We start from the raw sequence: 21,201 nt of genomic DNA, 5'->3' as shown, positions 1-21,201 counted from the left end.
GCCCCGCCCACCCGGCCCCGCCGCCCGCCCGCCGGAACGGCTGACGCGAAGGCGGCCGACCCGGACCGGCCGCTCCGGGTCGGTCCGCGTCGGCCCGCGTCGCTTGGGCCGGGACTAGCTGATCGACTTGATCAGCTCACCGTTGGTGGTGTCGCCGCTCAGCTCCCAGAAGAAGGTGCCGCCGAGCCCCTGCTGGTTCTTGTACGTCATCTTGCCGGCGATGGTCGCCGGGGTGTCGTAACTCCACCAGTCGCTGCCGCACTTGGCGTATGCGGTGCCGCCCACCGTGCCGTTCGCCGGGCACTTGGTCCTGAGCACCTTGTAGTCCTCGATGCCCTGCTCGTAGGTGCCGGCCGCCGGGCCGGTCGCGGTGCCGCCGGGCGCCGCCTGGGTGACGCCGGTCCAGCCGCGGCCGTAGAAGCCGATGCCGAGCAGCAGCTTGGCGGCCGGGACGCCGAGGCCCTTGAGCTTGGCGATGGTCGCCGAGGTGTTGTAGTCCGCCTTCGGGATGCCCGAGTAGGAGGTCAGCGGGGAGTGCGGGGCGGTCGGGCCCTTGGCGTCCCAGGCGCCGAAGTAGTCGTACGTCATCGGGTTGTACCAGTCGACGTACTGGGCGGCTCCGGCGTAGTCCGCCGCGTCGATCTTGCCGCCGCTGGTGGCGTCCGCGGTGATCGCCGCGGTGACCAGGTTCCCGGAGCCGAACTTCGAGCGCAGGGCGGACATCAGGTTCCGGAACGCGTCCCGCCCGCTGGCGTCGCAGGTGTTGCCGCAGGCGTTCGGGTACTCCCAGTCGATGTCGATGCCGTCGAAGACCCCCGCCCACTTGGAGTTCTTCACCAGGTCGTAGCAGGACTGGGCGAAGGCGGCCGGGTTCTTCGCGGCCTCGCCGAAGCCGTTGGACCAGGTCCAGCCGCCGAAGGACCACAGGATCCTCAGGCCCGGGTGCTTCTTCTTCAGCTTCAGCAGCTGGTTGAAGTTGCCGCGCAGCGGCTGGTCCCAGGTGTCGGCGACGCCGTCCACGGACTCGGCCGCGGTGTAGGCGCGGTCGGTCGCCGCGTAGGCGTCGCCCATGGCGCACTTGCCGCCGGTGACGTTGCCGAAGGCGTAGTTGATGTGGGTCAGCTTGGCCGCGGAGCCGGAGGTCTCGACGTTCTTGACGTAGTACTTGCGGTCGTAGGTGCCCCATTCGGTGAAGTAGCCGACGACCTTGGAGCCGGCCGTGAGCTGCGGGGTGCTCGGGGCCGCGGCGGTGGCCGTGCCGGTGCCGGCCAGCAGGCCGGCGCCGAGGGCGGCGGTACACGCGGCGGAGAGCAGCGCCCGGACGACGGAGCGGTGCGGAGTCTGCATCGGGTGTCTCCTCGTGGGGGGAGAGGGGAAGGCGCGCCGATTGGCATGAACGCGGTAAAGCGTTGGTCCTGCACAGTAGGAGGACTAGACCACTAGGTCAATGGTTCGGACCATTCCGGCCACGGGAAACGTCTCGACTGGAATCCTGAAGTGAGCGGTCGTTAACTGGTGACGGGAGGTCGTCGATCGGGCATACTCACAGCGCATGCCGCTGGTCAGCAGCTTCCGAGACCCGGGAGCGGGTGCCCCCGGCACAGCGATCAGGCGGAGCCGCCCCCACCACGGGCCGTGCCGCCGGTGTCCGAACAGGGAGGAGCCCGACGCCATGTCCGACCGCGACCCGCAGCCGGTGGAGCGTCAACTGCCGACGGAAGAGGCGAGGGATCTGCTCGCCCTCGTCCGGGAGATCGCCCAGCGGGAGATCGCCCCCAGGGCCGCCGAGGAGGAGGACGCGGGGCGCTTCCCGCGGGAGGTCTTCACGCTCCTCTCCGCGTCCGGTCTGCTGGGTCTGCCGTATCCCGCCGAGTACGGCGGCGGCGACCAGCCCTACGAGGTCTACCTCCAGGTCCTGGAGGAGCTGGCCGCCGCCCGGCTCACCGTCGGCCTCGGCGTCAGCGTCCACACGCTCGCGTCCTACGCGCTCGCCACCTACGGCGGCAAGCGGCAGCAGGTCGAGCACCTGCCCGCGATGCTCGGCGGCGGCCTGCTCGGCGCGTACTGCCTGTCCGAGCCGTCCTCGGGCTCCGACGCGGCCTCCCTGCGCACCAAGGCGGTGCGGGAGAGCGGGGGCGACTGGGTGATCGACGGGACCAAGGCGTGGATCACCCACGGCGGCATCGCCGACTTCTACACCGTGATGGCCCGTACCGGCGAGGACGGACCGCGCGGGATCACCGCCTTCCTCGTGCCCGGCGACGCGCCCGGTCTCAGCGGTGCGGCGCCCGAGAAGAAGATGGGCATGAAGGGCTCGCCCACCGCCCAGGTCCACTTCGACGGCGTCCGCGTCCCGGACGACCGGCGCATCGGCGAGGAGGGCCAGGGCTTCTCCATCGCCCTCTCGGCGCTCGACTCCGGCCGGCTCGGCATCGCGGCCTGTGCCGTCGGCCTCGCCCAGGCCGCCCTGGACGAGGCGGTCCGGTACGCCACCGAGCGGCGCCAGTTCGGCCGGCCCATCGGCGACTTCCAGGGCCTGCGCTTCATGATCGCCGACATGGCCACCCAGATCGAGGCCGGCCGCGCGCTGTACCTGGCCGCCGCCCGGCTGCGGGACGCGGGCAGGCCGTTCGCCAAGCAGGCCGCCATGGCCAAGCTGCACTGCACCGACGCGGCCATGAAGGTCACCACGGACGCGGTGCAGATACTGGGCGGCTACGGCTACACCGCGGACTTCCCGGCCGAGCGCTACATGCGCGAGGCCAAGGTGCTACAGATCGTCGAGGGCACCAATCAGATCCAGCGGATGGTCATCGCCCGTCACGTGGCGGGGCCGGAAGGGCGCTGAACTGGCCCGTCAGGACCGTCGGGGCCGCCAGCCTGACCCACTCGGGGTCGTGGCGGCCCGGCAGGGTCCGGCCCCGGTCGGCCCAGACCCGCATCAGGTCCCGGTAGATGGGCGGGTCCCGCGGCGCGGGCGGCGCGGCCGGTTCCGCCGGGCGCGGGACGAAGATGCGGCGCTGACGCCCGGTCGCCGAGTACGTGGGGGTCATACCAGGGAAACGCCGTGCCACCCGCACAGGTCACCCCCCGGCGGAATCGAGCGTCAGTCCACCCGTGTCCGGTCCGCCCCCTGGCCTCCGCCGACCGGCTGACGTACCGGCCCCCGGCCCGCTCCCGCGCGCTGCGGCCGGCCGCGTACACCGTCTTCCCCGACTGCGACATGGCCGTCCGTACCGCACCCCGCGCCTGGTGGCCGGGCGCACGGACGTGACGGGCCTGCCCGTGCCCTGGACGCCGTGGCCGCGCGAGCCCCTGGAAGCGGCCCTGCCGGCTGGTCGTACGGCCAAGTTCCGCTCACGGAGGCCGAGTTCCGCGTCCTGTCGGGCCCGGGAGGCGGGCTGCGCCGGCATGGGGCGGTCCAACGCGCCGGCCGAACGCGGGCCCCGGCGGACCCGCCCGGTCACCCCTCGTCCAGGCCGGGCTCGACCGGCCGGCGCGGACGCGGCCGAGCGGACCCGGACACACTGATCCAGCACCATGACAGCCTGCGCGCCATGGTGCGGGGCACGTACGGGAAGGGGTGGGCCGGTCAGGCGGCCTGGCGCATCACCGGCACGCGCATCGGGCGCGAGCCCGGGCCGCCGACGTGCGAGAAGGGCTGCGTCCGCCAGTCCAGACCCTGGGGGAGCGTCAGCAGCAGGGCGGTGTCCTGCTCCTGCGGTTCGAACGACTCGTCGGCGGGGCGGGCGTCGGCCGCCGAACGGCCCGTGCCCGCGCACACCGTGAGCCCGAACGGATTCCACGGCGAGGCGCACAGCGCGTGCTCCGGCAGCTCCTCCTCGTCCGCCAGCAGCGCGATCGGCTGCGCGCAGTCCGGGCAGATCACCCGGTACATCTCGAAGGTGTCGTAGGCGTCCAGTTCGTCGTCGTAGGCGTCGGGTTCGACGCCCTCCGGCTCGAGCTCGGCCACCGGCTGCTGCCGTGCGGACGCGGATCGACCAGGGCGGTGGGCACTCTGCATGGGATTCTCCCCCTAAGGCTGGGCCGTGAAGGCGCTGCGGCCTCGACCACACCAAGCACTTCCCGTCCGGTCTCGGGGGTAATCACGAGAACATCACGGAGCCTGCTCAAGCTGTGTGGTGTTGGTCACACGGCGTGCGCAGGTGCCCCTCCCGGTGCTTTTTCCGGCGAACCGGGAATGACCTGCGCTCTCGGGTATCGGAGGAGATCAACCGCACTGTAGGTTTTGGCGGCATGGAGGAGCTGGACCGTCAGATCGTGCAGCTGCTCGTCAAGGACGGGCGGATGAGCTACACAGACCTGGGCAAGGCCACGGGCCTGTCCACGTCGGCCGTGCACCAGCGGGTGCGCCGGCTGGAACAGCGTGGCGTCATCCGCGGCTATGCCGCGGTGGTCGACCCCGAGGCCGTCGGGCTGCCGCTGACCGCGTTCATCTCGGTGAAGCCGTTCGATCCCAGCGCCCCCGACGACATCGCGGACCGCCTCGCCGACGTCCCCGAGATCGAGGCATGCCACAGCGTGGCCGGCGACGAGAACTACATCCTCAAGGTGCGCGTGGCCACCCCGCACGAACTGGAGGAACTGCTGGCCCGGCTGCGCTCCCTGGCCGGGGTGTCGACGCGGACGACGGTGGTGCTGTCGACCCCGTACGAGGCCCGCGCGCCGAAGATCTGACCGCCCTCCGGCCCCGTCACGGCGCCGCCCCCTCGTCGGCGTGCCCCGCGTGCGGCCCCGCCCGGACGGCGGGGGAGACTGTCGGTCATGAGCAACCGCACCGCCGAGCCCGCCCGGACCGTCCTCCTGCGCCGCGGCGAGGTGCACAGCCCCGCCGACCCCTTCGCGACTGCGATGGTCGTGGAGGCGGGCCAGGTCGCCTGGGTCGGCTCCGAGGGCGCCGCCGACGCCTTCGCCGACGGGGTCGACGAGGTGGTCGACCTCGACGGCGCCCTGGTCACCCCGGCCTTCACCGACGCCCATGTGCACACCACCGCCACGGGCCTCGCGCTGACCGGCCTCGACCTGTCCGGCGCCCCCTCCCTGGAGGCGGCCCTCGCCCGGATCCGCGAGTTCGCCGCCGCCCGCCCCGCCGACCGGGTCCTGCTGGGCCATGGCTGGGACGCCGCCCGCTGGCCCGGGGGCCGGCCGCCGACCCGCGCGGAACTGGACGAGGCCACCGGCGGACGCCCGCTGTACCTGTCCCGGATCGACGTGCACTCGGCGGTCGTCAGCACCGCCCTGCTGGACCTGGTTCCCGCCGGTGTCACCCGCGACGACGCACCGCTCACCAAGGACGCCCACCACGCCGTACGCGAGGCCGCCCTCGCCGCCGTCACCCCCGCCCAGCGCGCCGAGGCCCAGCGCGCCGCCCTGGCCCGCGCCGCCTCCCTGGGCATCGGCACCGTGCACGAGTGCGGCGGCCCCCAGATCTCCTCCGAGGACGACTTCACCGCGCTGCTGGAGCTCGCCGCCGGGGAGCCGGGCCCCCGCGTGGTCGGCTACTGGGCGGAGCGGAACACCGACAAGGCCCGCGAGCTGGGCGCGGCGGGGGCGGCGGGCGACCTCTTCGCCGACGGCGCCCTCGGCTCGCACACCGCCTGCCTGCACGAGCCGTACGCCGACGCCGGCCACGGCGGCACCGCCTACCTGGACGCCGACACCGTCGCCGCGCACGTGGTGGCCTGCACCGAGGCGGGCCTCCAGGCCGGCTTCCACGCCATCGGCGACGCGGCCGTGGCCGTCGTGGTCGATGGCGTGCGCGCCGCCGCCGAGAAGGTGGGACTCGCCCGGATCCGCGCCGCCCGGCACCGCGTCGAGCACGCCGAGATGCTGACCCCCGAGACCGTCGCCGGCTTCGCCGAGCTGGGTCTGATCGCCTCCGTCCAGCCCGCCTTCGACGCGCTGTGGGGCGGCGAGGAGGGCATGTACGCCGAGCGGCTGGGGGTGGAGCGGGCGCGCACCCTCAACCCGTTCGCCGCGCTGCTGCGCGCCGGGGTACCGCTCGCGTTCGGCTCCGACAGTCCGGTTACCCCGCTCGACCCGTGGGGCACGGTCCGTGCCGCCGCCTTCCACCGCACACCCGGGCACCGCGTCTCGGTCCGCGCCGCGTTCACCGCGCACACCCGCGGCGGCTGGCGGGCCGTCGGCCGCGACGACGCGGGTGTCCTGGTCCCCGGCGCCCCCGCCGACTACGCCGTCTGGCGCACCGACGAGCTGATCGTGCAGGCCCCCGACGACCGGGTGGCCCGCTGGTCCACCGACCCGCGCTCCGGCACCCCCGGTCTGCCCGACCTCACCCCCGGCCGTGACCTGCCGGTCTGTCTGCGGACCGTGGTGGGCGGCCGGACGGTGTTCGTACGGCCGGGCGAGTGATCTCCCCCGGTGGCGCGGCGGCTCCCGGCCGCCGCGGCCCCGCCGCCCGACCTGCGCATCCTCCCCGCCGCCCGCGCGGCCGGCCCCGTCCGCTCCGCCCGGGGGGCTGTTGACAGTCGGCGGCCGGAGGCCGGTAGGTTCGTCCGAGTCCACCACCGGACGCCCGACCGGGGGACGTTCGCACGACTCGTCGCAGCGCCGCTGGGTCAGGGACGGTGTGCCGCACCGGGGCACCGCCACTGGGAGCCAGGCTCAGCGCCCGCGCCGACGAGTGAACGTCCCGGCTGGTCGGCCAGGTGTGACCCGGGTGGGGCCCGGTCGCTCAGTAGACAACGGCTCTCGGTCGACCCGCAGCCAGCGGGTCCCAGGTCGGCCCGAAGGGCGCCGGGCCCCCATCCGTCGGGCGGCGGAAGGACGCCGCAGGACGGGGTCCTGCCCCGCTCTTGTGGGATCGACACCACCAGCCGAGTGCGCTGTCGCGTCTCCCCAGGCCGCGGCCATTATGGTGGACCCCTGTGTACGACATGAAGGGGCAGCAGTGAACGACGGCGACGGGACCCTCGCGGCCAAGGCCCGGGGAAGGCAGTTCGGTCCGCTCGGCACGGCCTTGGTGATCATCCCGACCTACAACGAGGCGGAGAACATCAAGTCCATCGTGGACCGGGTGCGCAAGGCCGTCCCCGCGGCGCACGTGCTGATCGCGGACGACAACAGCCCCGACGGCACCGGCAAGCTCGCCGACGAGCTGGCCGCCGAGGACGACCACGTCCGGGTGCTGCACCGCAAGGGCAAGGAGGGCCTCGGCGCCGCCTACCTCGCGGGCTTCCGCTGGGGCCTGGAGCGGGACTACGGCGTGCTGATCGAGATGGACGCCGACGGCTCCCACCAGCCCGAGGAGCTGCCCCGGCTGCTCACCGCCCTCAAGGGCGCCGACCTGGTCCTCGGCTCCCGCTGGGTGCCCGGCGGCCGGGTGGTGAACTGGCCCAAGTCCCGGGAGATCCTCTCGCGGGGCGGCTCCACCTACTCACGGCTCATGCTCGACGTGCCGATCCGGGACGTCACGGGCGGCTTCCGGGCCTTCCGCCGCGAGACCCTGGAGGGCCTCGGCCTCGGCGAGGTCGCCTCGCAGGGCTACTGCTTCCAGGTCGACCTGGCCCGCCGCGCGGTGAAGGCCGGCTACCACGTCGTCGAGGTCCCCATCACCTTCGTCGAGCGCGCCCTGGGCGACTCCAAGATGAGCCGGGACATCGTGGTCGAGGCGCTGTGGCGGGTCACGGCCTGGGGCGTCGGCGACCGCATCGGCAAGTTCACCGGCAAGGACACCCCCCAGGGCGGCTCCGGCACGCCGTAGCACGAGGCGCCCGGCCGTGGCAGGGCGCTCCCTTATCCCGCGCTGAGCCGCGCCCAGGCACACTGGGAGCATGACGACTGGCGCTCCGACCTCCCCGTACACCGCCCGCCGCCGGCCATCCCGGCTGCGCAGGTACCTGCCGCTGGGCATCGCCGCGTGGCTGGTGCTGGAGATCTGGCTGCTGACCCTGGTCGCGGGCGCGACGGGCGGCGCGACGGTGTTCCTGCTGCTGGTCGCGGGTGTCGTCGGCGGCTCCGTGGTCATCAAGCGGGCGGGCCGGCGCGCCTTCCGGAGCCTGAACGAGGCGGTGCGGCAGGGCGGCTCCCCGGCGCGCGGCGGCGGCAACGGCCTGATGATGCTCGGCGGTCTGCTGCTGATCATCCCCGGACTGGTCTCGGACGTGGCGGGCCTGCTCCTGCTGCTGCCGCCGGTCCAGAAGGCGGTGGGCCGCTTCGCGGAGAGCGCTCTGGAGAGGAGCCTGCGCAAGGTCGCCCCGGGCAGTCTCGGGGACGTGTTCCAGCAGGCCCGTATGCACCGGCCCGACGGGAAGGTCGTGCAGGGCGAGGTCATCAGGGACGACGGACCGCACGACCCCTGGCAGGACCCCCGCCCGCCGTCTGCGTATGCGTTGTGCCGCGTACCGGCCCAGGGCCCGCGGGGACTACGCGCTCTTGCGGCTGTCCCTGGGGTGGACCGCGATGTTCATCGCGCCCGAGCGCAGTACCGCCAGACGCTCCTCGAGGACCTCTTCGAGTTCCTCTCGGGTGCGTCGCTCCATCAGCATGTCCCAATGGGTACGCGCGGGCTTGGCCTTCTTCTCCTCAGGGCCGTCGCCGTCCACCAGAAGTGCCGGGGCCCCGCAGACCTTGCACTCCCACTCCGGCGGGATCTCCGCCTCGACCGAGAAGGGCATCTCGAAGCGGTGCCCCTTCTCACATGCGTACTCCACGGCCTGGCGCGGGGCCAGGTCGATGCCGCGGTCCGTCTCGTAGCTGGTCACCACGAGGCGCGTACCGCGAAGAGCTCGCTCACTCATGAATCGTGCCTCCCGGGCTTGTCGCCCACAGGACAGGTGTCGCTGTCGTCGTCATCCGGTCAACGTCCGGTCGGCGGTAAAGATTCCCGTTCCGGGTCATGCGTCGCCGTCGTAGCCGCCCCTTGTTCTACCCACAGGCGCCCGGTTTGTCACATCTGCTAGCAGATGTCACCCAGCGTTTCGGCATCTTTGACGCGCAGTAACGGTACGCCTGGCAGGCCAAACGCGTACACTACCGCCCTTTCACGCCGAGTGCTAAATCCACGCTAGATCCTCTCCGGAACCGGGTTCCCCGCCTCGGTGATCGCCCGTCGTACGGGTACCCGCGCGAGCAGCGCGAAACCGAGTACGAAGAAGGCCACCAGCGAGACGATCGCCGACCGGTAGCTCCCGGTCAGCTGGTAGGTCACGCCGAACAGCAACGGGCCCAGCCAGCTCATCCCGCGGTCGCTGACCTCGTAGGCGGCGAAGTACTCGGCCTCCTTGCCCGGCGGCACCAGGTGCGAGAAGAGCGACCGGGACAGCGCCTGGCTGCCGCCGAGCACCAGCCCGATCCCGGCGGCCAGCGCGAAGAACCACACCGGCGCCCGCGCGGGCAGGAACCAGCCCGCCGTCAGCGTGACCGTCCAGGCCACCAGCGAGCCGAGGATCGTCCGCCGCGTGCCGTACGTCCGCGCCAGCCGGCCCATCGCCAGCGCCCCCGCCACGGCCAGCACCTGCACCAGCAGGACGGCGCCGATGAGCGTGGACTGCCCGAGCCCCAGCTCCTCGGAGCCGTAGACCGACGCCTGGGTGATCACCGTCTGGATGCCGTCGTTGTAGACGAGGTACGCCAGCAGGAACGCCAGGGTCAGCGGATGCCGGCGCATGTCCCGGACCGTCGCCGCGAGCTGCCGCGCCCCCGGCGCAGTGGCGCGGTCCTCGCGCGCGTGGCGGTCGCGCAGTCTGCGCAGCGGTACCAGCGTGAAGGCCCCCCACCACAGGCCGGCCGAGGCCAGGCAGATCCGGACCGCGGTCGTCTCGGAGAGGCCGAAGGAGTCGTGCGCGGAGTACAGGACCAGGTCGGCGACGAGCACCAGCGAGCCCGCCGCGTAGCCGAGGGCCCAGCCCCGGGAGGAGACCGCGTCACGCTGTTCGGGCGGGGCGATCTGCGGCAGGTAGGAGTTGTAGACCATCATCGCGACCGACTGCGCCGCGTTGGCCACGACGAGCAGCACCCCGCCGAGCAGGTACCGGTCGCCGTCCAGGAAGAACAGGCCCGCGGTCGCCGCCGCGCCGGTGTACGCCGCCGCCGCGAGCAGCGGCTTCTTGCGGCCCGTGCGGTCGGCCATGCCGCCCGCCAGCGGCATCAGGACCACCGCGAGGGCCACCGACAGGGAGACCGAGTAGGCGAAGAAGGAGCCCGCCCGGACCGGGATGCCCAGCGGATGCACATAGCCGTCGCCGTCCGCGGCCCGCTCGGCGACCGAGGTGAGGTACGGGCCGAGGAAGACGGTCAGGACGCTGGTCGAATAGACCGAGCACGCCCAGTCGTAGACGTACCAGCCGCGCTGCTCGCGCCTCAGGCCGGCGGCCTCGTCCGCCGCGTGCGCCCGCCGCACGGTGCCGGTACCCACCCGCGTCCCCGCCTCCCCGTTCCGCCGCGCGGGCCCGCTCCGGGGCGGCCGGGCGGTCAGACCCAGACGCCGCGGTCCTCCATGACCTCGCGCAACGTGTCGATGTGGTCGGTCATGATGCCATCAACCCCGAGATCGAGGAGCCGGTGCATCCGTTCCGGTTCGTTGACCGTCCACACGTGCACCTGGAGCCCGAGCGCGTGGGCGGCGCGGACGAAGCGCTGGTCCACCACGGGGACGCCCGACTGGGCCTCGGGCACCTGAGCGGCCACGGCCGACCGGCGCACCGCGGCCGGCAGCCCCCACGAGCGCAGCCGCAGGCTCAGCACCCCGCGTGTGCCGAACGACGTGGCCAGCCGGGGTCCGGCCAGCCGCTGGGCCCGCAGCACCCGCGCCTCGGAGAAGGAGCCCACGCAGACCCGGTCCCAGGCGTCCGTGCGCCCGATCAGTTCCAGCAGGGGCCGCAGCGCGGGCTCCGCCTTGGCGTCGACGTTCCAGCGCACCCCGGGGAACGTCTCCAGCAGCTCCTCGAAGAGCGGCACCGGTTCCCGGCCGCCCACGCGCGCGCGGCGCACCTGTGCCCACGGCAGGTCCGCGATCCGGCCCGCCCCGTCGGTGACCCGGTCCAGGGTCGCGTCGTGGAAGGCGACCAGCCGGCCGTCGGCCGTGGTGTGCACGTCCGTCTCGATGTACCGGTAGCCCAGCTCCACCGCGCGCCGGAACTGCGCCACGGTGTTCTCGAGGCCGTCCGCGGCCCCGCCCCGGTGGGCGAAGGCGATCGGTCCCGGGTGGTCCAGGTACGGGTGGCGCGGCTGCGACGTCGTGAGGCTCACGGACGCAGTATGGCCCCCTCCGGTGTCGCGCCGGCGACGACCGGGCTGCCCGCCGGTGCCGACCGGACGGCGAACGCCCGCAGGAAGAGCTGCGCCAGCGGGCCGATGGACACGGCGTACAGCACGGTGCCCACCCCGATGGTGCCGCCCAGGGCGAACCCGGTGACCACCACCGCCACCTCGACCGCCGTCCGCATCAGCCGGATCGACCGGCCGGTGCGCCGGTGCAGCCCCGTCATCAGGCCGTCGCGCGGCCCCGGCCCGAAGCGCGCCGCGATGTACAGGCCGGTCGCCGCGCCGTTCAGCACGATCCCGGCGAGCAGCAGCGGGACCCGTACGGCGAGCGAGCGTGCCTCGGGCAGGAGGGCGAGCGTGCCGTCCATGGCCAGTCCGACCACGAAGACGTTCGAGACCGTGCCGAGCCCCGGCCGCTGGCGCAGCGGCACCCACAGGAGCAGCACCGCCGCGCCCACGACGATCGACACGGCCCCGATGCTCAGTCCGGTCAGCTCGGCGAGCCCCTGGTGCAGCACGTTCCAGGGCTCCAGCCCCAGCCCCGCCGCCACGAGCAGCGCGGAACTCGCGCCGTAGAGCGCGAGCCCGGCGTACAGCTGGGTCAGCCATCGGCCGAGATGGCGGTCGGAACGGGACATGTGTTTCCCCCTGGGTGGTGGCAGTGGCCTGACGCATGACACTCTGTGGCTTGGGAAGCATCGCCATCCATGGCCAATTCGGGGAAGGTGGACTGATTGTCATGGCACAGTGGACCTCCGCGGTGGGAGCCGCGCAGCTCGCCCGGCTGCTCACCTCCCAGCAGGACCGTCCGGCCGGCCCCGGCACCCGCCGTCCGCCCGCGTACCGCGCTCTCGCCGACGGTGTCCGGCTGCTCGTGCTGGAGGGCCGCGTCCCGGTGGCCGCGCGACTGCCCGCGGAGCGCGAACTGGCCCTGGCCCTCTCCGTCAGCCGCACCACGGTCGCGGCGGCCTACGAGGCGCTGCGCGGCGAGGGCTTCCTGGAGTCCCGGCGCGGAGCCGGCAGCTGGACCGCGGTCCCGGCCGGCAACCCGATCCCGGCCCGGGGCCTGGAACCGCTGCCCCCGGAGGCCCTCGGCTCGGTGATCGACCTTGGCTGCGCCTCGCTCCCGGCGCCCGAGCCGTGGCTCACCCGCGCCGTGCAGGGCGCCCTGGAGGAACTGCCGCCCTACGCCCACACCCACGGCGACTACCCGGCCGGGCTGCCCGCCCTGCGCTCGATGATCGCCGAGCGCTACACCGCGCGCGGCATCCCCACCATGCCGGAGCAGATCATGGTGACGACCGGCGCGATGGGCGCCATCGACGCGATCTGCCACCTCTTCGCGGGTCGCGGCGAACGCATCGCCGTGGAGTCGCCCTCCTACGCCAACATCCTCCAGCTGATGCGCGAGGCGGGTGCCCGGCTCGTCCCCGTCGCGATGGCCGAGGGCCTGTCCGGCTGGGACATGGACCGCTGGCGGCAGGTCCTGCGCGAGGCGGCGCCGCGCATCGCCTACGTGGTCGCCGACTTCCACAACCCCACCGGGGCGCTCGCCGACGAGGACCAGCGGCGCCGGCTGGTGGACGCGGCCCGCTCGGCCGGCACGGTGCTGGTCGCCGACGAGACGATGTCCGAGCTCTGGCTCGACGACGGCTTCCGGGACGGCATGCCCCGGCCGGTGTGCGGCTTCGACCCGGCCGGCTCCACGGTGATCACGGTCGGCTCGGCCAGCAAGGCGTTCTGGGCGGGCATGCGCATCGGGTGGGTGCGGGCGGCGCCGGACGTCATCCGCAGCCTGGTCGCGGCGCGGGCCTACGCCGACCTGGGCACGCCGGTGCTGGAGCAACTGGCCGTCAACTGGCTCTTCAGCACGGGGGGCTGGCAGCAGGCGGTCGAGCTGCGCCGCACGCAGGCCCGGGAGAACCGGGACGCCCTGGTCACGGCCATGCGCCGGGAACTCCCCGGCTGGGAGTTCGAGGTTCCGCGGGGCGGGCTGACCCTGTGGGTGCGGGCCGGCGGCCTGTCCGGCTCCCGCCTGGCGGAGGCGGGCGAGCGGGTCGGCGTCCGCGTCCCGTCCGGGCCCCGCTTCGGCGTCGACGGCGCGTTCGAGGGGTACGTACGGCTTCCGTTCACCGTCGGGGGAGCGGTGGCGGACGAGGCGGCGACCCGGCTCGCCGCGGCGGCACGCCTGGTGGAGTCGGGACTGTCCGGGGGTACGGAGGCACCGCGCACGTTCGTGGCCTAGCGGGACGGCCGTGGCCCCGCCCCGCCGCGGGACGCCCGGTCAGCTCTCGGCCGCCACCGGCTCCGCCGGCACCGGTGTCCTCCCCACCGCCTGTTTCGACAGGTCCGCCGGTTCCGCGCCCGTGGCGGTGGCACGCGCCGGCAGCAGCTCCAGCACCGCCTGCCGGTCGGCGTCGCTGGTGGCGTCGTCGTACGGATCGGGCGTACGCGGCACCTGGAGCCGGTGCACCGGCCCGGACCCCAGCCGGGCGTACCCCCGCCCGGGCGGCACGTGCGCCGGCGGCGTCGTGTGCGGCGGCACCCCGAGCACCGCCTCCACCTGCTGCGGCGCGGCCGCCCCCAGCACCACCCGCGCGCGCGTGTGCTGCCGTACCGCGTCGCCGAGCGCCTCCGCGTCGTCGAACTGCTCGGCGACGACCACGGTCACGTTCGCCGCGCGCCCGTGCCGCAGCGGCACCTGGAGCAGAGTCTGCGGGTCCTTGCGGCCGTCGGCCGTCGCGAGGTGCGAGAAGACGCCGGGCCGGTCCAGCACGATCCACAGCGGGCGCCGGGTGTCCTCGGGCGGCGGGTCCCCGGCCTGCCGCGCCAGATTGATCGCGATGAGCCGCCGTTCGGTCTCCCGCGCGGCCCACTCCAGGCCGGCCAGCGCCCCGGGCAGGGCGCACTCCACGGCCAGGACGCCGTCCCGGCCGGTCAGGCAGGCGTACTCGCCGGTGCCGCCGCCGTCGACGATCAGCACATCGCCGTACCCGAGGGACTGGAGGGCGATGGAGCGCAGGAGTGTGGAGGCGCCGCTGCCCGGGAGGCCCACCACCAGCAGATGCGGTTCGGTGGAGCGGACGCCGGTGCGCCAGACGACCGGCGGGACGTCGATCCGCTCCTCCCCGTAGGAGAGGGGGAGCGTGCGCTGGACCTCTCGGGGGTCGGTGTAGCCGAGGACGGTCTCGCCGGGCGCGGTGACGAAGCGCTGGGCGGGGATGTCGGCGGGCAGCGGGGGGAGGGCGGTGACGGTGAGCCGGTTGCCCGCCTCGTCCCACGCGAAGTCGTACTCGCGGCCGCGCCCGGCCTTCGCGGCGAGCAGCTGCTCGATCCGCGCGCGGGCCGTGGGTTCGCCGTCCGGGAAGTAGGCGGGGTAGCGGATCACGAGGTGTCCGACGTGCCCGGCGTCGTCGAAGCCGTGCTCGACGAGGGCCTTCTCCCACTCCCCGCCGTGCGCGTACAGCGGAGCCGGGTCCTCGGCACCGGAGAAGTACGGCACCAGGGCCTCGTAGAGCGCCCGGAGCCGTTCGGTCTGGGCCTCGTCGGGGCCTTCGGGCGCCGCCGGGGTGCGGTCGCGGCCGTGCCAGGCCGCTGCCGCCATCACGGTGATGACGGCGAGCAGCGGTCCGTACGGCGTCAGCGCCACGACCAGGAACACGGAGGCCCCCAGGAACAGCAGTGGGCCGCGTCTGTCCTTGGGCGTCTGCGCCCACCTGCGCCGGCCGGCCGAGGCCAGGAGGCGCAGCCCGCGGCTGACGGTGATCAACGGGTGGAGGACGTCGGCGGCGCTGTCGGCCGCCGTCCGGGCCAGTTCCCTGCTCCGGGCGAGCTGCGTCCGGGCGATCTGGGCGCTGTCCTTGCTCAGGATGCGGGGGAGGGGGCGCCGGGCCACTGCTGTCTCCTGGTGGTGCGTGCGGGCGGGACGGGCGGGTTCAGAACTTGATGCCGCCGAGGAGGCTGGCCAGGCTCTCGCCCCCGGCCTTGATGCCCGGGGCGATACCCGTGGTCGACAGGTAGAACCCGAACAAGGCCGACACCGTGGCGTGCGAGCCCTTCAGCCCGTCCTTGCGGAAGAACAGGAAGACGACGGTGCCGAGCAGCAGCACGCCGGACAGGGAGAGGATCATTTGGGGCCTCCTGGTGTCGAAGGTGGGGGACAGTCACCATGAGTTCTTCCAGGATCACAGGATGTATCCATACGATTAAAGGTGCAACTGGGTGAAAAGCGGCTGTTTTCCCCCACTCGGAGGAAGCGGCTGTGCCCGGTTGACCAGGGCTGTCGCCGCCCACGGGGCCTGTCGGTGATCTTTACCTCGGGCGCCTCGGGTCATGTGCCGCGGAAGCCAGTACGCTGGCGATTCACTCGTACGGCTGCGCTCCCTCGCTGCCGTAGGCTCGCGCGGTCACGGCAGCGGTCACGGCAGCGGTCACGGCAGCGGTCACGGCAGCGGTCACGGCAGTAGTCGCGGCAGCGGTCACGGCGGCGGTGCCGCAGCAGTCCGAGCAGCAGTCCCATCAGCAGTTCCCGAACAAGTCACCGAACGCGCAAGGAGAGGCGGTCCGGCCGATGAGTGAAGCCCCCGACCCCGAGGTCGTGGAGCTGGCGACCAAGATCTTCGATCTGGCCCGGCAGGGGCAGACCGATGCGCTCGTGGCGTACGTCGACGCGGGTGTCCCGGCCAGCCTCACCAACGACCGCGGCGACTCCCTGGTGATGCTCGCCGCCTACCACGGCCACGCCGGCACGGTGCGCGCGCTGCTCGCCCGCGGCGCGGCCGCCGACCAGATCAACGACCGGGGCCAGACCCCGCTCGCGGGTGCCGTCTTCAAGGGCGAGACGGACGTGATCAAGGCCCTCCTGGAGGGCGGAGCCGACCCTTCCGCGGGGACGCCGTCGGCCGTCGACACGGCCCGCATGTTCGCCAAGACGGAACTTCTCGAACTGTTCGGCGCACACTGAACCAAGTGTCCTGACCAGGTACGACACGGAAAACGGGGGAGGCGGTACAGGGCCGCCGGAAATACGGTCGCGGCAGCACACACCGCGGGTCATCATGACGTCGTGATTCACGGACGCGATGGCTGGGCAGGTGTTGCCGCACCGCGCGGGCCGTGATGCGGTCCGCATGGGCCACCGACGAGAGGCAGAGAGAGATGGTCTACAGCAAGCAAGAGACGGCGGGCGCTCCGACGTTGTGTCACGTGGCCAGGTAATGCGTGTTCCCCGGTTGCGTCGACGCTTGATGTGAGGCTGTTTCCCATGTTCGATCCGGTCATAGCGCCCAGCGGTACGCTGCTCGGGCTGCTCCAGCGCGGCCGTGGCGACGGCACGCTGCACGCGCTGACGGCCCCGCGCGCCGAAGCGCTCGCGGCGCTGAACCACTGTGTGCTGCGCGACCCCCGCCACGACTGGCAGGTGGAGAACCGCTCCCTCTACTACGCCAGGCTCTACCTCGACCTGAACGGCGAGCTGGACGCCGTGGAGGCGCACCTCTTCGACCCCGAGGACGTCGTCGACACCGACGAGTCCCGTACCGGCCTGGCCCTGGCGGTCCTCGGCCACCTCGCCTCCTACGGCAGAGGGGACGCCCTCGAACTGCTGCGCAGGTACGCCGCGCACGGCTCCAACTGGGCCTGGGCCCTGGACGAGCTGGCCCTCAGGGACGACGACGCGGCCCTGCGCGCCCTCGCCGCCCCCGTCCTGGCCCGCTTCCCCGCCGATCCCGAGGGCGAGGCCGAGCTGGCCGCCGCCGTGCGCGACGCCTTCGAGCCGCGGCCCTGGCGGCTGTGGGCCGAGGATCCGCGGGAACCGATCGCCACGCGCGTGCGTGCCGCCCAGGAGGCCGGCTGTTTCGACCGCTGGCAGCGGCAGCTGCGGCCCACCGGGCCCCGGCCCGGCTGGAGCGTGCGCGCCGTCTTCGAGTGGGCCCAGCAGGGCATGGACCGCGGCGCCGCCCTGCACGTGCCCGCCGCCCGCTGCCTGGCCGCCGTGGCCGGCCCCGAGGACCGGCCCGAGATCCTCCAGGCCGCCGGGACCGGCACCGACGGAGCCCGCTGCACCGCCCTGCGCTACCTCGCCGACAGCGACGACCCCGACGCCCTCCGGCTGATCGAGGCGGCGGTCGCCGACGGGACGACGGCCGTCGTGGAGGCCGCCGTCGACGCCTTCGAGCGGATGCGCGGCGCCGCCGCCGTCGACCGCGCCCGCGGCTGGGTCCAGCGCCCCGACGCGCTCGGCGCCGCCGCCGGCCGCGTGCTCGCCTGCCGGGGCGGCACCCGCGACCGCGACCTCGTCCTCACCGCGCTGCGCGAGGCCGTACGCGGCGAGGGTCCGGACGCGCCCACCCTGTGGACCCTCGTCGACGGCGCCGGACGCCTCGGCATCGTCTGCGCCGCCCCCGTGCTGCGGCACGTCTACCGGGAGACGGCCTCCTCCCAACTGCGCGGTCGCGCCGCCCGCGCGCTGGCCGCCACCGACCCCTCCTTCGCCGCGGGCTTCGCCGTCGAGTGCCTGTGGGACTGCGAGGAGACCACCCGCGAACTCGCCGCCCGGCACGCCGAGACCGGTGACACCCGGGTCGTGGAGCGCCTGCGCCGCCTGGCCGTCGACCCGGCCGAGGAGGCCGAGGTGCAGACCGCGGTCCGCAGCCGCTTCGGCCCCGACGCCGCCCTGGGCTGATCCCCCCGCCGGCCGGGCCGCGCCGAGCCCGTCCGCACATCCGTCCGTCCGCACATCCGCACATCCGCCCGGGCCGACGACCGCCCGGCGGGTGAACTCCGGGTGACGCGCGGGTCAGGCCGCCATGACGGCGGTCCGACCCGCGCGGGTGCGCCTCCAACGCTCATGGGACGTTCCCCGCGCGGAAAGATCGAAGTTGACGCGGGCACGTCCGGCACGGCGACAACACCCGTATGCGTGTCGTCATCGTGACCGAATCCTTTCCCCCGGATGTGAACGGCGTGGCCCACTGCGCGCTCCAGACCGCCCGGCACCTCGTAGATCGCGGTCACCTCCCGCTCGTCGTCGCCCCCGCTCCGGCGCCCGGCAGCGGCCCGGACACGGACGCCCCGTGCCCGGTCGTCCGGATCCCCTCCCTGCCGCTCCCCGGCTACCCCCAGGTCCGCGTCGCCCTGCCCAGCCGACGCCTCGCCGCGGCCCTCGTCGCACACCGCCCCGACGTGGTCCACCTGGCCAGTCCTTTCGTCCTCGGCGTCCGCGGCATGGCCGCCGCGGCCCGGTTCGGCGTGCCCGCCGTCGCCGTCTACCAGACCGACCTGGCCGGTTACACCCGCACCTACATGGGCGCCGGGGAGGCCGCCGCCTGGCGCCGCATCCGCTCCGTGCACGCCGCCGCCGACCGCACCCTCGCCCCGTCCGGCGCCGCCCGCTCCGACTTGGAGGAGCACGGCGTACCGCGGGTCAGGCTCTGGCCGCGCGGCGTGGACACCGTACGTTTCCGGCCAGACCGCCGTGACGAGGCGTTGCGCCGCGAACTCGCCCCGAACGGCGAACTGATCGTCGGCTACGTCGGCCGGCTCGCCCCCGAGAAGCACGTCGACCTCCTCTCCGGGGTCTGCGGACTGCCCGGTGTGCGGCTCGTCGTCGTGGGCGACGGGCCCAGCCGGCCGCACCTCGCCGAGGCCCTGCCCGGCGCCGTCTTCCAGGGCCGCCGGACGGGCGACGACCTGGCCCGGATCTTCGCCTCGCTGGACGTGTTCGCGCACACCGGCCCGTTCGAGACCTTCTGCCAGACCGTCCAGGAGGCCATGGCGAGCGGCGTCCCGGTCGTCGCGCCCGCCGTCGGCGGCCCGCTCGACCTGGTCGCCCACGGCCGCACCGGTCTGCTCGTCCCGCCGCACGACGCCGCCGCCCTCCGGCAGGCCGTCCGTGACCTCGCCGCCGACCCGGCGCGGCGGGCCGCGTACGGCGCCGCCGCCCGCGCGACGGTCGGGGGCCGCACCTGGGCCGCCGTCGGCGACCAGCTCATCGGGCACTACGACGAGGTCCTCGCGACCCGCAGGGCGGCGGTGGCGGCATGACCGGAACGCCCTTGCGCATCGTCCGCCTCGCCAATTTCGTCGCCCCCGCCTCCGGCGGCCTGCGCACCGCCCTGCGGGAGCTGGGCAAGGGCTACCGGGCGGCGGGCCACGAACCCGTCCTGGTCGTGCCCGGCGAACGGCACACCGACCGCGTCACCGAGCAGGGCCGGGTCATCACCCTGCCCGGCCCGCCGCTGCCCGGCACCGGCGGCTACCGGGTCCTCACCGACAGACGGCGGGTGGCCGCCCTGCTGGCGGAACTGGCCCCGGACCGCCTGGAGGTCTCCGACCGGACCACCCTGCGCTGGACCGGCCGCTGGGCCCGCCGCGCGCGCGTGCCCGCCGTGATGGTCTCCCACGAGACCACCGACGGCGTGCTGCGCACCTGGGGCCTGCCCGAGCATCTCGCCCGGCGGGCCGCCGACTCCCTCAACACCCGGACCGCGCACGTCTACTCGCGGGTGGTGTGCACCACCGGGTTCGCCGAGCGCGAGTTCCTCCGCGTCGGCGCGCGCAACGTCGTACGCGCCCCCCTCGGCGTCGACCTGACGGAACGCCACCCCGTGCTGCGCGACCCCGCCCTGCGGGCCCGCCACGCGCGCGGGGCGCAGACGCTGCTGGTGATGGCCTCCCGGCTGTCCGTCGAGAAGCGCCCCGGCACCGCCCTGGACACCCTGGAGGCGCTGCTGCGGCGCGGACGGCGGGCGGTGCTGGTGGTGGCCGGGGACGGGCCGCTGCGGGCCCGGCTGGAGCAGCGCGCGCGGGACCGCGGACTGCCGGTGACCTTCCTCGGGCACGTCTCCGACAGGGCCCTGCTCGGCACGCTCCAGGCCAGCGCCGACGTGTGCCTGGCACCCGGGCCCGCCGAGACCTTCGGACTGGCCGCGCTGGAGGCCATGGCGTGCGGTACGCCCGTGGTGGCGAGCGCCTCCTCCGCGCTGCCCGAGGTCATCGGGTCGTCCGGGGCGTCCGCGAGCGGTGGCGGCCGGGCGTTCGCGGACGCCGTCGAACTGCTCCTCGAACGCCGCGAGCCCGAACGGCGGGAAGCGGCACGCGCGCGTGCGGAGTGCTTCGGCTGGGGTACGGCCGTCGAGGCGTTCCTCGCGGCCCACGACGCCGAGGTGCTGCGCCGTGCCGGCTCGCGTCCCGCCGTGCCGGAGGGCGTGGCACGAGACCCGTCCGCCTCGTGGCCCTCGGTGACTCGCTGACCGAGGGCGTGGGCGACTCCGCCGGCGCCGGATGGCGGGGCTGGGCCGCGCTGCCGGCGGCCTCCCTCGCCGAGGACGGCGGGCACGCGCGGTTCACCAACCTCGCACGCGGCGGCGCGCGGACCCGGGGACGTGCTGGAGCGGCAGCCGCCCGCCGCCCTGGAGCCGCGCCCCGACCTGGTCTCCGTGGTCATCGGCGTCAACGACACCCCGCGCCGCACCTTCGACATCCACGCCGTGGCCGCCCATCTCGACCAGGTGTACGCGGCCTTCGCCGGTCGGGGCGCCCCCCTGCCCACCGCCTGCCTGCCCGACCCCGGCGCGATGCCCGGCCTCCCCGGTGTCCTGGCCCGTCCGCCGGCCCGCCGGCAGCGGGCGGTCGACGAGGTCGTCCACGCGCTGTCCGACCGCTACGGTGCCGTCCACCCGCACGCGGCGGACGGTATCCGGGTCACCGACCGCACCCTGCGGAGCGCGGACCGGCCGCACCCGGGGGAGCGGGGCCACCGGCAGCTCGCCGTCCGCTGCCACGCGCTGCTCGCCGAGACGGACCGGGGGACCGGCCGGCCGCCCTCGCCCGAGCCGGAGTTCCCCGCGCCGACCCGCGCGGCGAGCCTGTGGTGACCGGCCACGGCCGGGACCGGCTGGGTGCTGCGGCGACCTGCTGCCGCGCCAGCCGCGCCTCGCCGCCGACGAGCCGCGCCAC

17 protein-coding genes and 2 pseudogenes are annotated in these 21,201 nt (G+C 74.3%); 11 read left to right on the top strand and 8 right to left on the bottom strand.

Annotated elements, in window-relative coordinates; all coding sequences use genetic code 11:
* Window positions 1-114 precede the first annotated feature (114 nt).
* A complete protein-coding gene (locus tag IF37_RS0134630; protein ID WP_030752161.1) occupies window positions 115-1,347 on the bottom strand; it encodes a glycoside hydrolase family 18 protein in 1,233 nt (410 codons plus the stop codon).
* 325 nt (window positions 1,348-1,672) lie between these two features.
* On the opposite strand from IF37_RS0134630, the gene IF37_RS0134625 reads away from it, so the two are divergent.
* Window positions 1,673-2,848 (top strand): acyl-CoA dehydrogenase family protein, encoded by a 1,176-nt coding sequence (locus tag IF37_RS0134625; RefSeq protein ID WP_030752159.1) that lies wholly within the window; start codon window positions 1,673-1,675, stop codon window positions 2,846-2,848.
* 744 nt (window positions 2,849-3,592) lie between these two features.
* On the opposite strand, the gene IF37_RS0134615 is transcribed toward IF37_RS0134625, so the two are convergent.
* The gene (locus IF37_RS0134615) at window positions 3,593-4,024 is read right to left on the bottom strand and encodes a hypothetical protein (RefSeq protein WP_030752153.1); all 432 of its coding nucleotides are present in this window, start codon (window positions 4,022-4,024) and stop codon (window positions 3,593-3,595) included.
* A 233-nt stretch (window positions 4,025-4,257) separates the two neighbouring features.
* On the opposite strand from IF37_RS0134615, the gene IF37_RS0134610 reads away from it, so the two are divergent.
* The 4 genes and pseudogenes from IF37_RS0134610 to fxsA form a co-directional block, all read left to right on the top strand.
* On the top strand, window positions 4,258-4,698 hold the full coding sequence (locus IF37_RS0134610; protein WP_030752150.1) for an Lrp/AsnC family transcriptional regulator: 441 nt from the start codon (window positions 4,258-4,260) through the stop codon (window positions 4,696-4,698).
* Window positions 4,699-4,785: 87 nt separating this feature from the next.
* Window positions 4,786-6,393, top strand: a complete 1,608-nt coding sequence (locus IF37_RS0134605) for an amidohydrolase (protein WP_030752148.1) — start codon at window positions 4,786-4,788, stop codon at window positions 6,391-6,393.
* 538 nt (window positions 6,394-6,931) lie between these two features.
* Window positions 6,932-7,744: a polyprenol monophosphomannose synthase gene (locus IF37_RS0134600; protein ID WP_030752146.1), complete on the top strand. Its 813-nt coding sequence runs from the start codon at window positions 6,932-6,934 to the stop codon at window positions 7,742-7,744.
* 70 nt (window positions 7,745-7,814) lie between these two features.
* A pseudogene (gene fxsA, locus IF37_RS0134595) lies at window positions 7,815-8,360 on the top strand (FxsA family membrane protein); the annotation flags it as partial.
* Window positions 8,361-8,405: 45 nt separating this feature from the next.
* Here fxsA and IF37_RS43010 read toward each other — a convergent pair.
* The 4 genes from IF37_RS43010 to IF37_RS0134580 form a co-directional block, all read right to left on the bottom strand.
* On the bottom strand, window positions 8,406-8,780 hold the full coding sequence (locus IF37_RS43010; protein ID WP_009187548.1) for an RNA polymerase-binding protein RbpA: 375 nt from the start codon (window positions 8,778-8,780) through the stop codon (window positions 8,406-8,408).
* Window positions 8,781-9,046: 266 nt separating this feature from the next.
* The gene (locus tag IF37_RS0134590; RefSeq protein WP_030752141.1) at window positions 9,047-10,396 is read right to left on the bottom strand and encodes an MFS transporter; all 1,350 of its coding nucleotides are present in this window, start codon (window positions 10,394-10,396) and stop codon (window positions 9,047-9,049) included.
* A 56-nt stretch (window positions 10,397-10,452) separates the two neighbouring features.
* Window positions 10,453-11,229 (bottom strand): glycerophosphodiester phosphodiesterase, encoded by a 777-nt coding sequence (locus IF37_RS0134585; RefSeq protein ID WP_030752138.1) that lies wholly within the window; start codon window positions 11,227-11,229, stop codon window positions 10,453-10,455.
* Entirely contained in the window at window positions 11,226-11,882 is a 657-nt protein-coding gene (locus IF37_RS0134580) for a YitT family protein (RefSeq protein WP_030752135.1), read from the bottom strand. Before IF37_RS0134580 ends, IF37_RS0134585 begins: the two co-directional genes overlap by 4 nt.
* 101 nt (window positions 11,883-11,983) lie before the next feature.
* Here IF37_RS0134580 and IF37_RS0134575 point away from each other — a divergent pair, with 101 nt between their 5' ends.
* On the top strand, window positions 11,984-13,489 hold the full coding sequence (locus tag IF37_RS0134575) for a PLP-dependent aminotransferase family protein (protein WP_030752131.1): 1,506 nt from the start codon (window positions 11,984-11,986) through the stop codon (window positions 13,487-13,489).
* 39 nt (window positions 13,490-13,528) lie between these two features.
* Here the strand turns inward: IF37_RS0134575 and IF37_RS0134570 are convergent, their stop codons facing one another.
* On the bottom strand, window positions 13,529-15,139 hold the full coding sequence (locus IF37_RS0134570; RefSeq protein WP_030752128.1) for a membrane protein: 1,611 nt from the start codon (window positions 15,137-15,139) through the stop codon (window positions 13,529-13,531).
* A 40-nt stretch (window positions 15,140-15,179) separates the two neighbouring features.
* A complete protein-coding gene (locus IF37_RS0134565; RefSeq protein ID WP_030752125.1) occupies window positions 15,180-15,374 on the bottom strand; it encodes a hypothetical protein in 195 nt (64 codons plus the stop codon).
* 440 nt (window positions 15,375-15,814) lie between these two features.
* Between IF37_RS0134565 and IF37_RS0134560 the strand changes: the two genes are divergently transcribed.
* The 5 genes and pseudogenes from IF37_RS0134560 to IF37_RS40095 form a co-directional block, all read left to right on the top strand.
* Complete coding sequence (locus tag IF37_RS0134560; protein ID WP_030752122.1) at window positions 15,815-16,207, top strand: ankyrin repeat domain-containing protein; 393 nt, start codon at window positions 15,815-15,817, stop codon at window positions 16,205-16,207.
* Between the two features lie 300 nt (window positions 16,208-16,507).
* Window positions 16,508-17,926, top strand: a complete 1,419-nt coding sequence (locus IF37_RS0134550) for a HEAT repeat domain-containing protein (protein ID WP_030752119.1) — start codon at window positions 16,508-16,510, stop codon at window positions 17,924-17,926.
* A 233-nt stretch (window positions 17,927-18,159) separates the two neighbouring features.
* Window positions 18,160-19,287 carry a glycosyltransferase family 1 protein gene (locus tag IF37_RS0134545; protein ID WP_030752116.1) on the top strand — a complete coding sequence of 376 codons (1,128 nt, stop codon included), beginning with the start codon at window positions 18,160-18,162 and terminating at the stop codon, window positions 19,285-19,287.
* Window positions 19,284-20,495 carry a glycosyltransferase gene (locus IF37_RS0134540; protein WP_052845532.1) on the top strand — a complete coding sequence of 404 codons (1,212 nt, stop codon included), beginning with the start codon at window positions 19,284-19,286 and terminating at the stop codon, window positions 20,493-20,495. The genes IF37_RS0134545 and IF37_RS0134540 overlap by 4 nt, the downstream gene beginning before the upstream one ends.
* Window positions 20,474-21,201: pseudogene (locus tag IF37_RS40095) on the top strand (SGNH/GDSL hydrolase family protein); the annotation flags it as partial. The gene IF37_RS0134540 and the pseudogene IF37_RS40095, both read left to right, overlap by 22 nt.

The sequence above is a fragment of the Streptomyces sp. NRRL S-31 genome (assembly GCF_000718775.1).
In the GTDB taxonomy this organism is placed as follows: domain Bacteria; phylum Actinomycetota; class Actinomycetes; order Streptomycetales; family Streptomycetaceae; genus Streptomyces.
Note: the sequence above shows the minus strand (reverse complement) of the source record. Positions and strands in the feature narration are given on the sequence as shown.

Bases quoted from the DNA above. Each gene is read 5' to 3' on its own strand.
- IF37_RS0134580 (WP_030752135.1), bottom strand. From the start codon at position 11,882: ATGTCCCGTTCCGACCGCCATCTCGGCCGATGGCTGACCCAGCTGTAC.
- IF37_RS0134565 (WP_030752125.1), bottom strand. From the start codon at position 15,374: ATGATCCTCTCCCTGTCCGGCGTGCTGCTGCTCGGCACCGTCGTCTTC.
- IF37_RS0134615 (WP_030752153.1), bottom strand. From the start codon at position 4,024: ATGCAGAGTGCCCACCGCCCTGGTCGATCCGCGTCCGCACGGCAGCAG.
- IF37_RS0134540 (WP_052845532.1), top strand. From the start codon at position 19,284: ATGACCGGAACGCCCTTGCGCATCGTCCGCCTCGCCAATTTCGTCGCC.
- IF37_RS0134545 (WP_030752116.1), top strand. From the start codon at position 18,160: ATGCGTGTCGTCATCGTGACCGAATCCTTTCCCCCGGATGTGAACGGC.
- IF37_RS0134560 (WP_030752122.1), top strand. From the start codon at position 15,815: ATGAGTGAAGCCCCCGACCCCGAGGTCGTGGAGCTGGCGACCAAGATC.
- IF37_RS43010 (WP_009187548.1), bottom strand. From the start codon at position 8,780: ATGAGTGAGCGAGCTCTTCGCGGTACGCGCCTCGTGGTGACCAGCTAC.
- IF37_RS0134605 (WP_030752148.1), top strand. From the start codon at position 4,786: ATGAGCAACCGCACCGCCGAGCCCGCCCGGACCGTCCTCCTGCGCCGC.
- IF37_RS0134630 (WP_030752161.1), bottom strand. From the start codon at position 1,347: ATGCAGACTCCGCACCGCTCCGTCGTCCGGGCGCTGCTCTCCGCCGCG.
- IF37_RS0134625 (WP_030752159.1), top strand. From the start codon at position 1,673: ATGTCCGACCGCGACCCGCAGCCGGTGGAGCGTCAACTGCCGACGGAA.
- IF37_RS0134575 (WP_030752131.1), top strand. From the start codon at position 11,984: ATGGCACAGTGGACCTCCGCGGTGGGAGCCGCGCAGCTCGCCCGGCTG.
- IF37_RS0134610 (WP_030752150.1), top strand. From the start codon at position 4,258: ATGGAGGAGCTGGACCGTCAGATCGTGCAGCTGCTCGTCAAGGACGGG.
- IF37_RS0134550 (WP_030752119.1), top strand. From the start codon at position 16,508: ATGTTCGATCCGGTCATAGCGCCCAGCGGTACGCTGCTCGGGCTGCTC.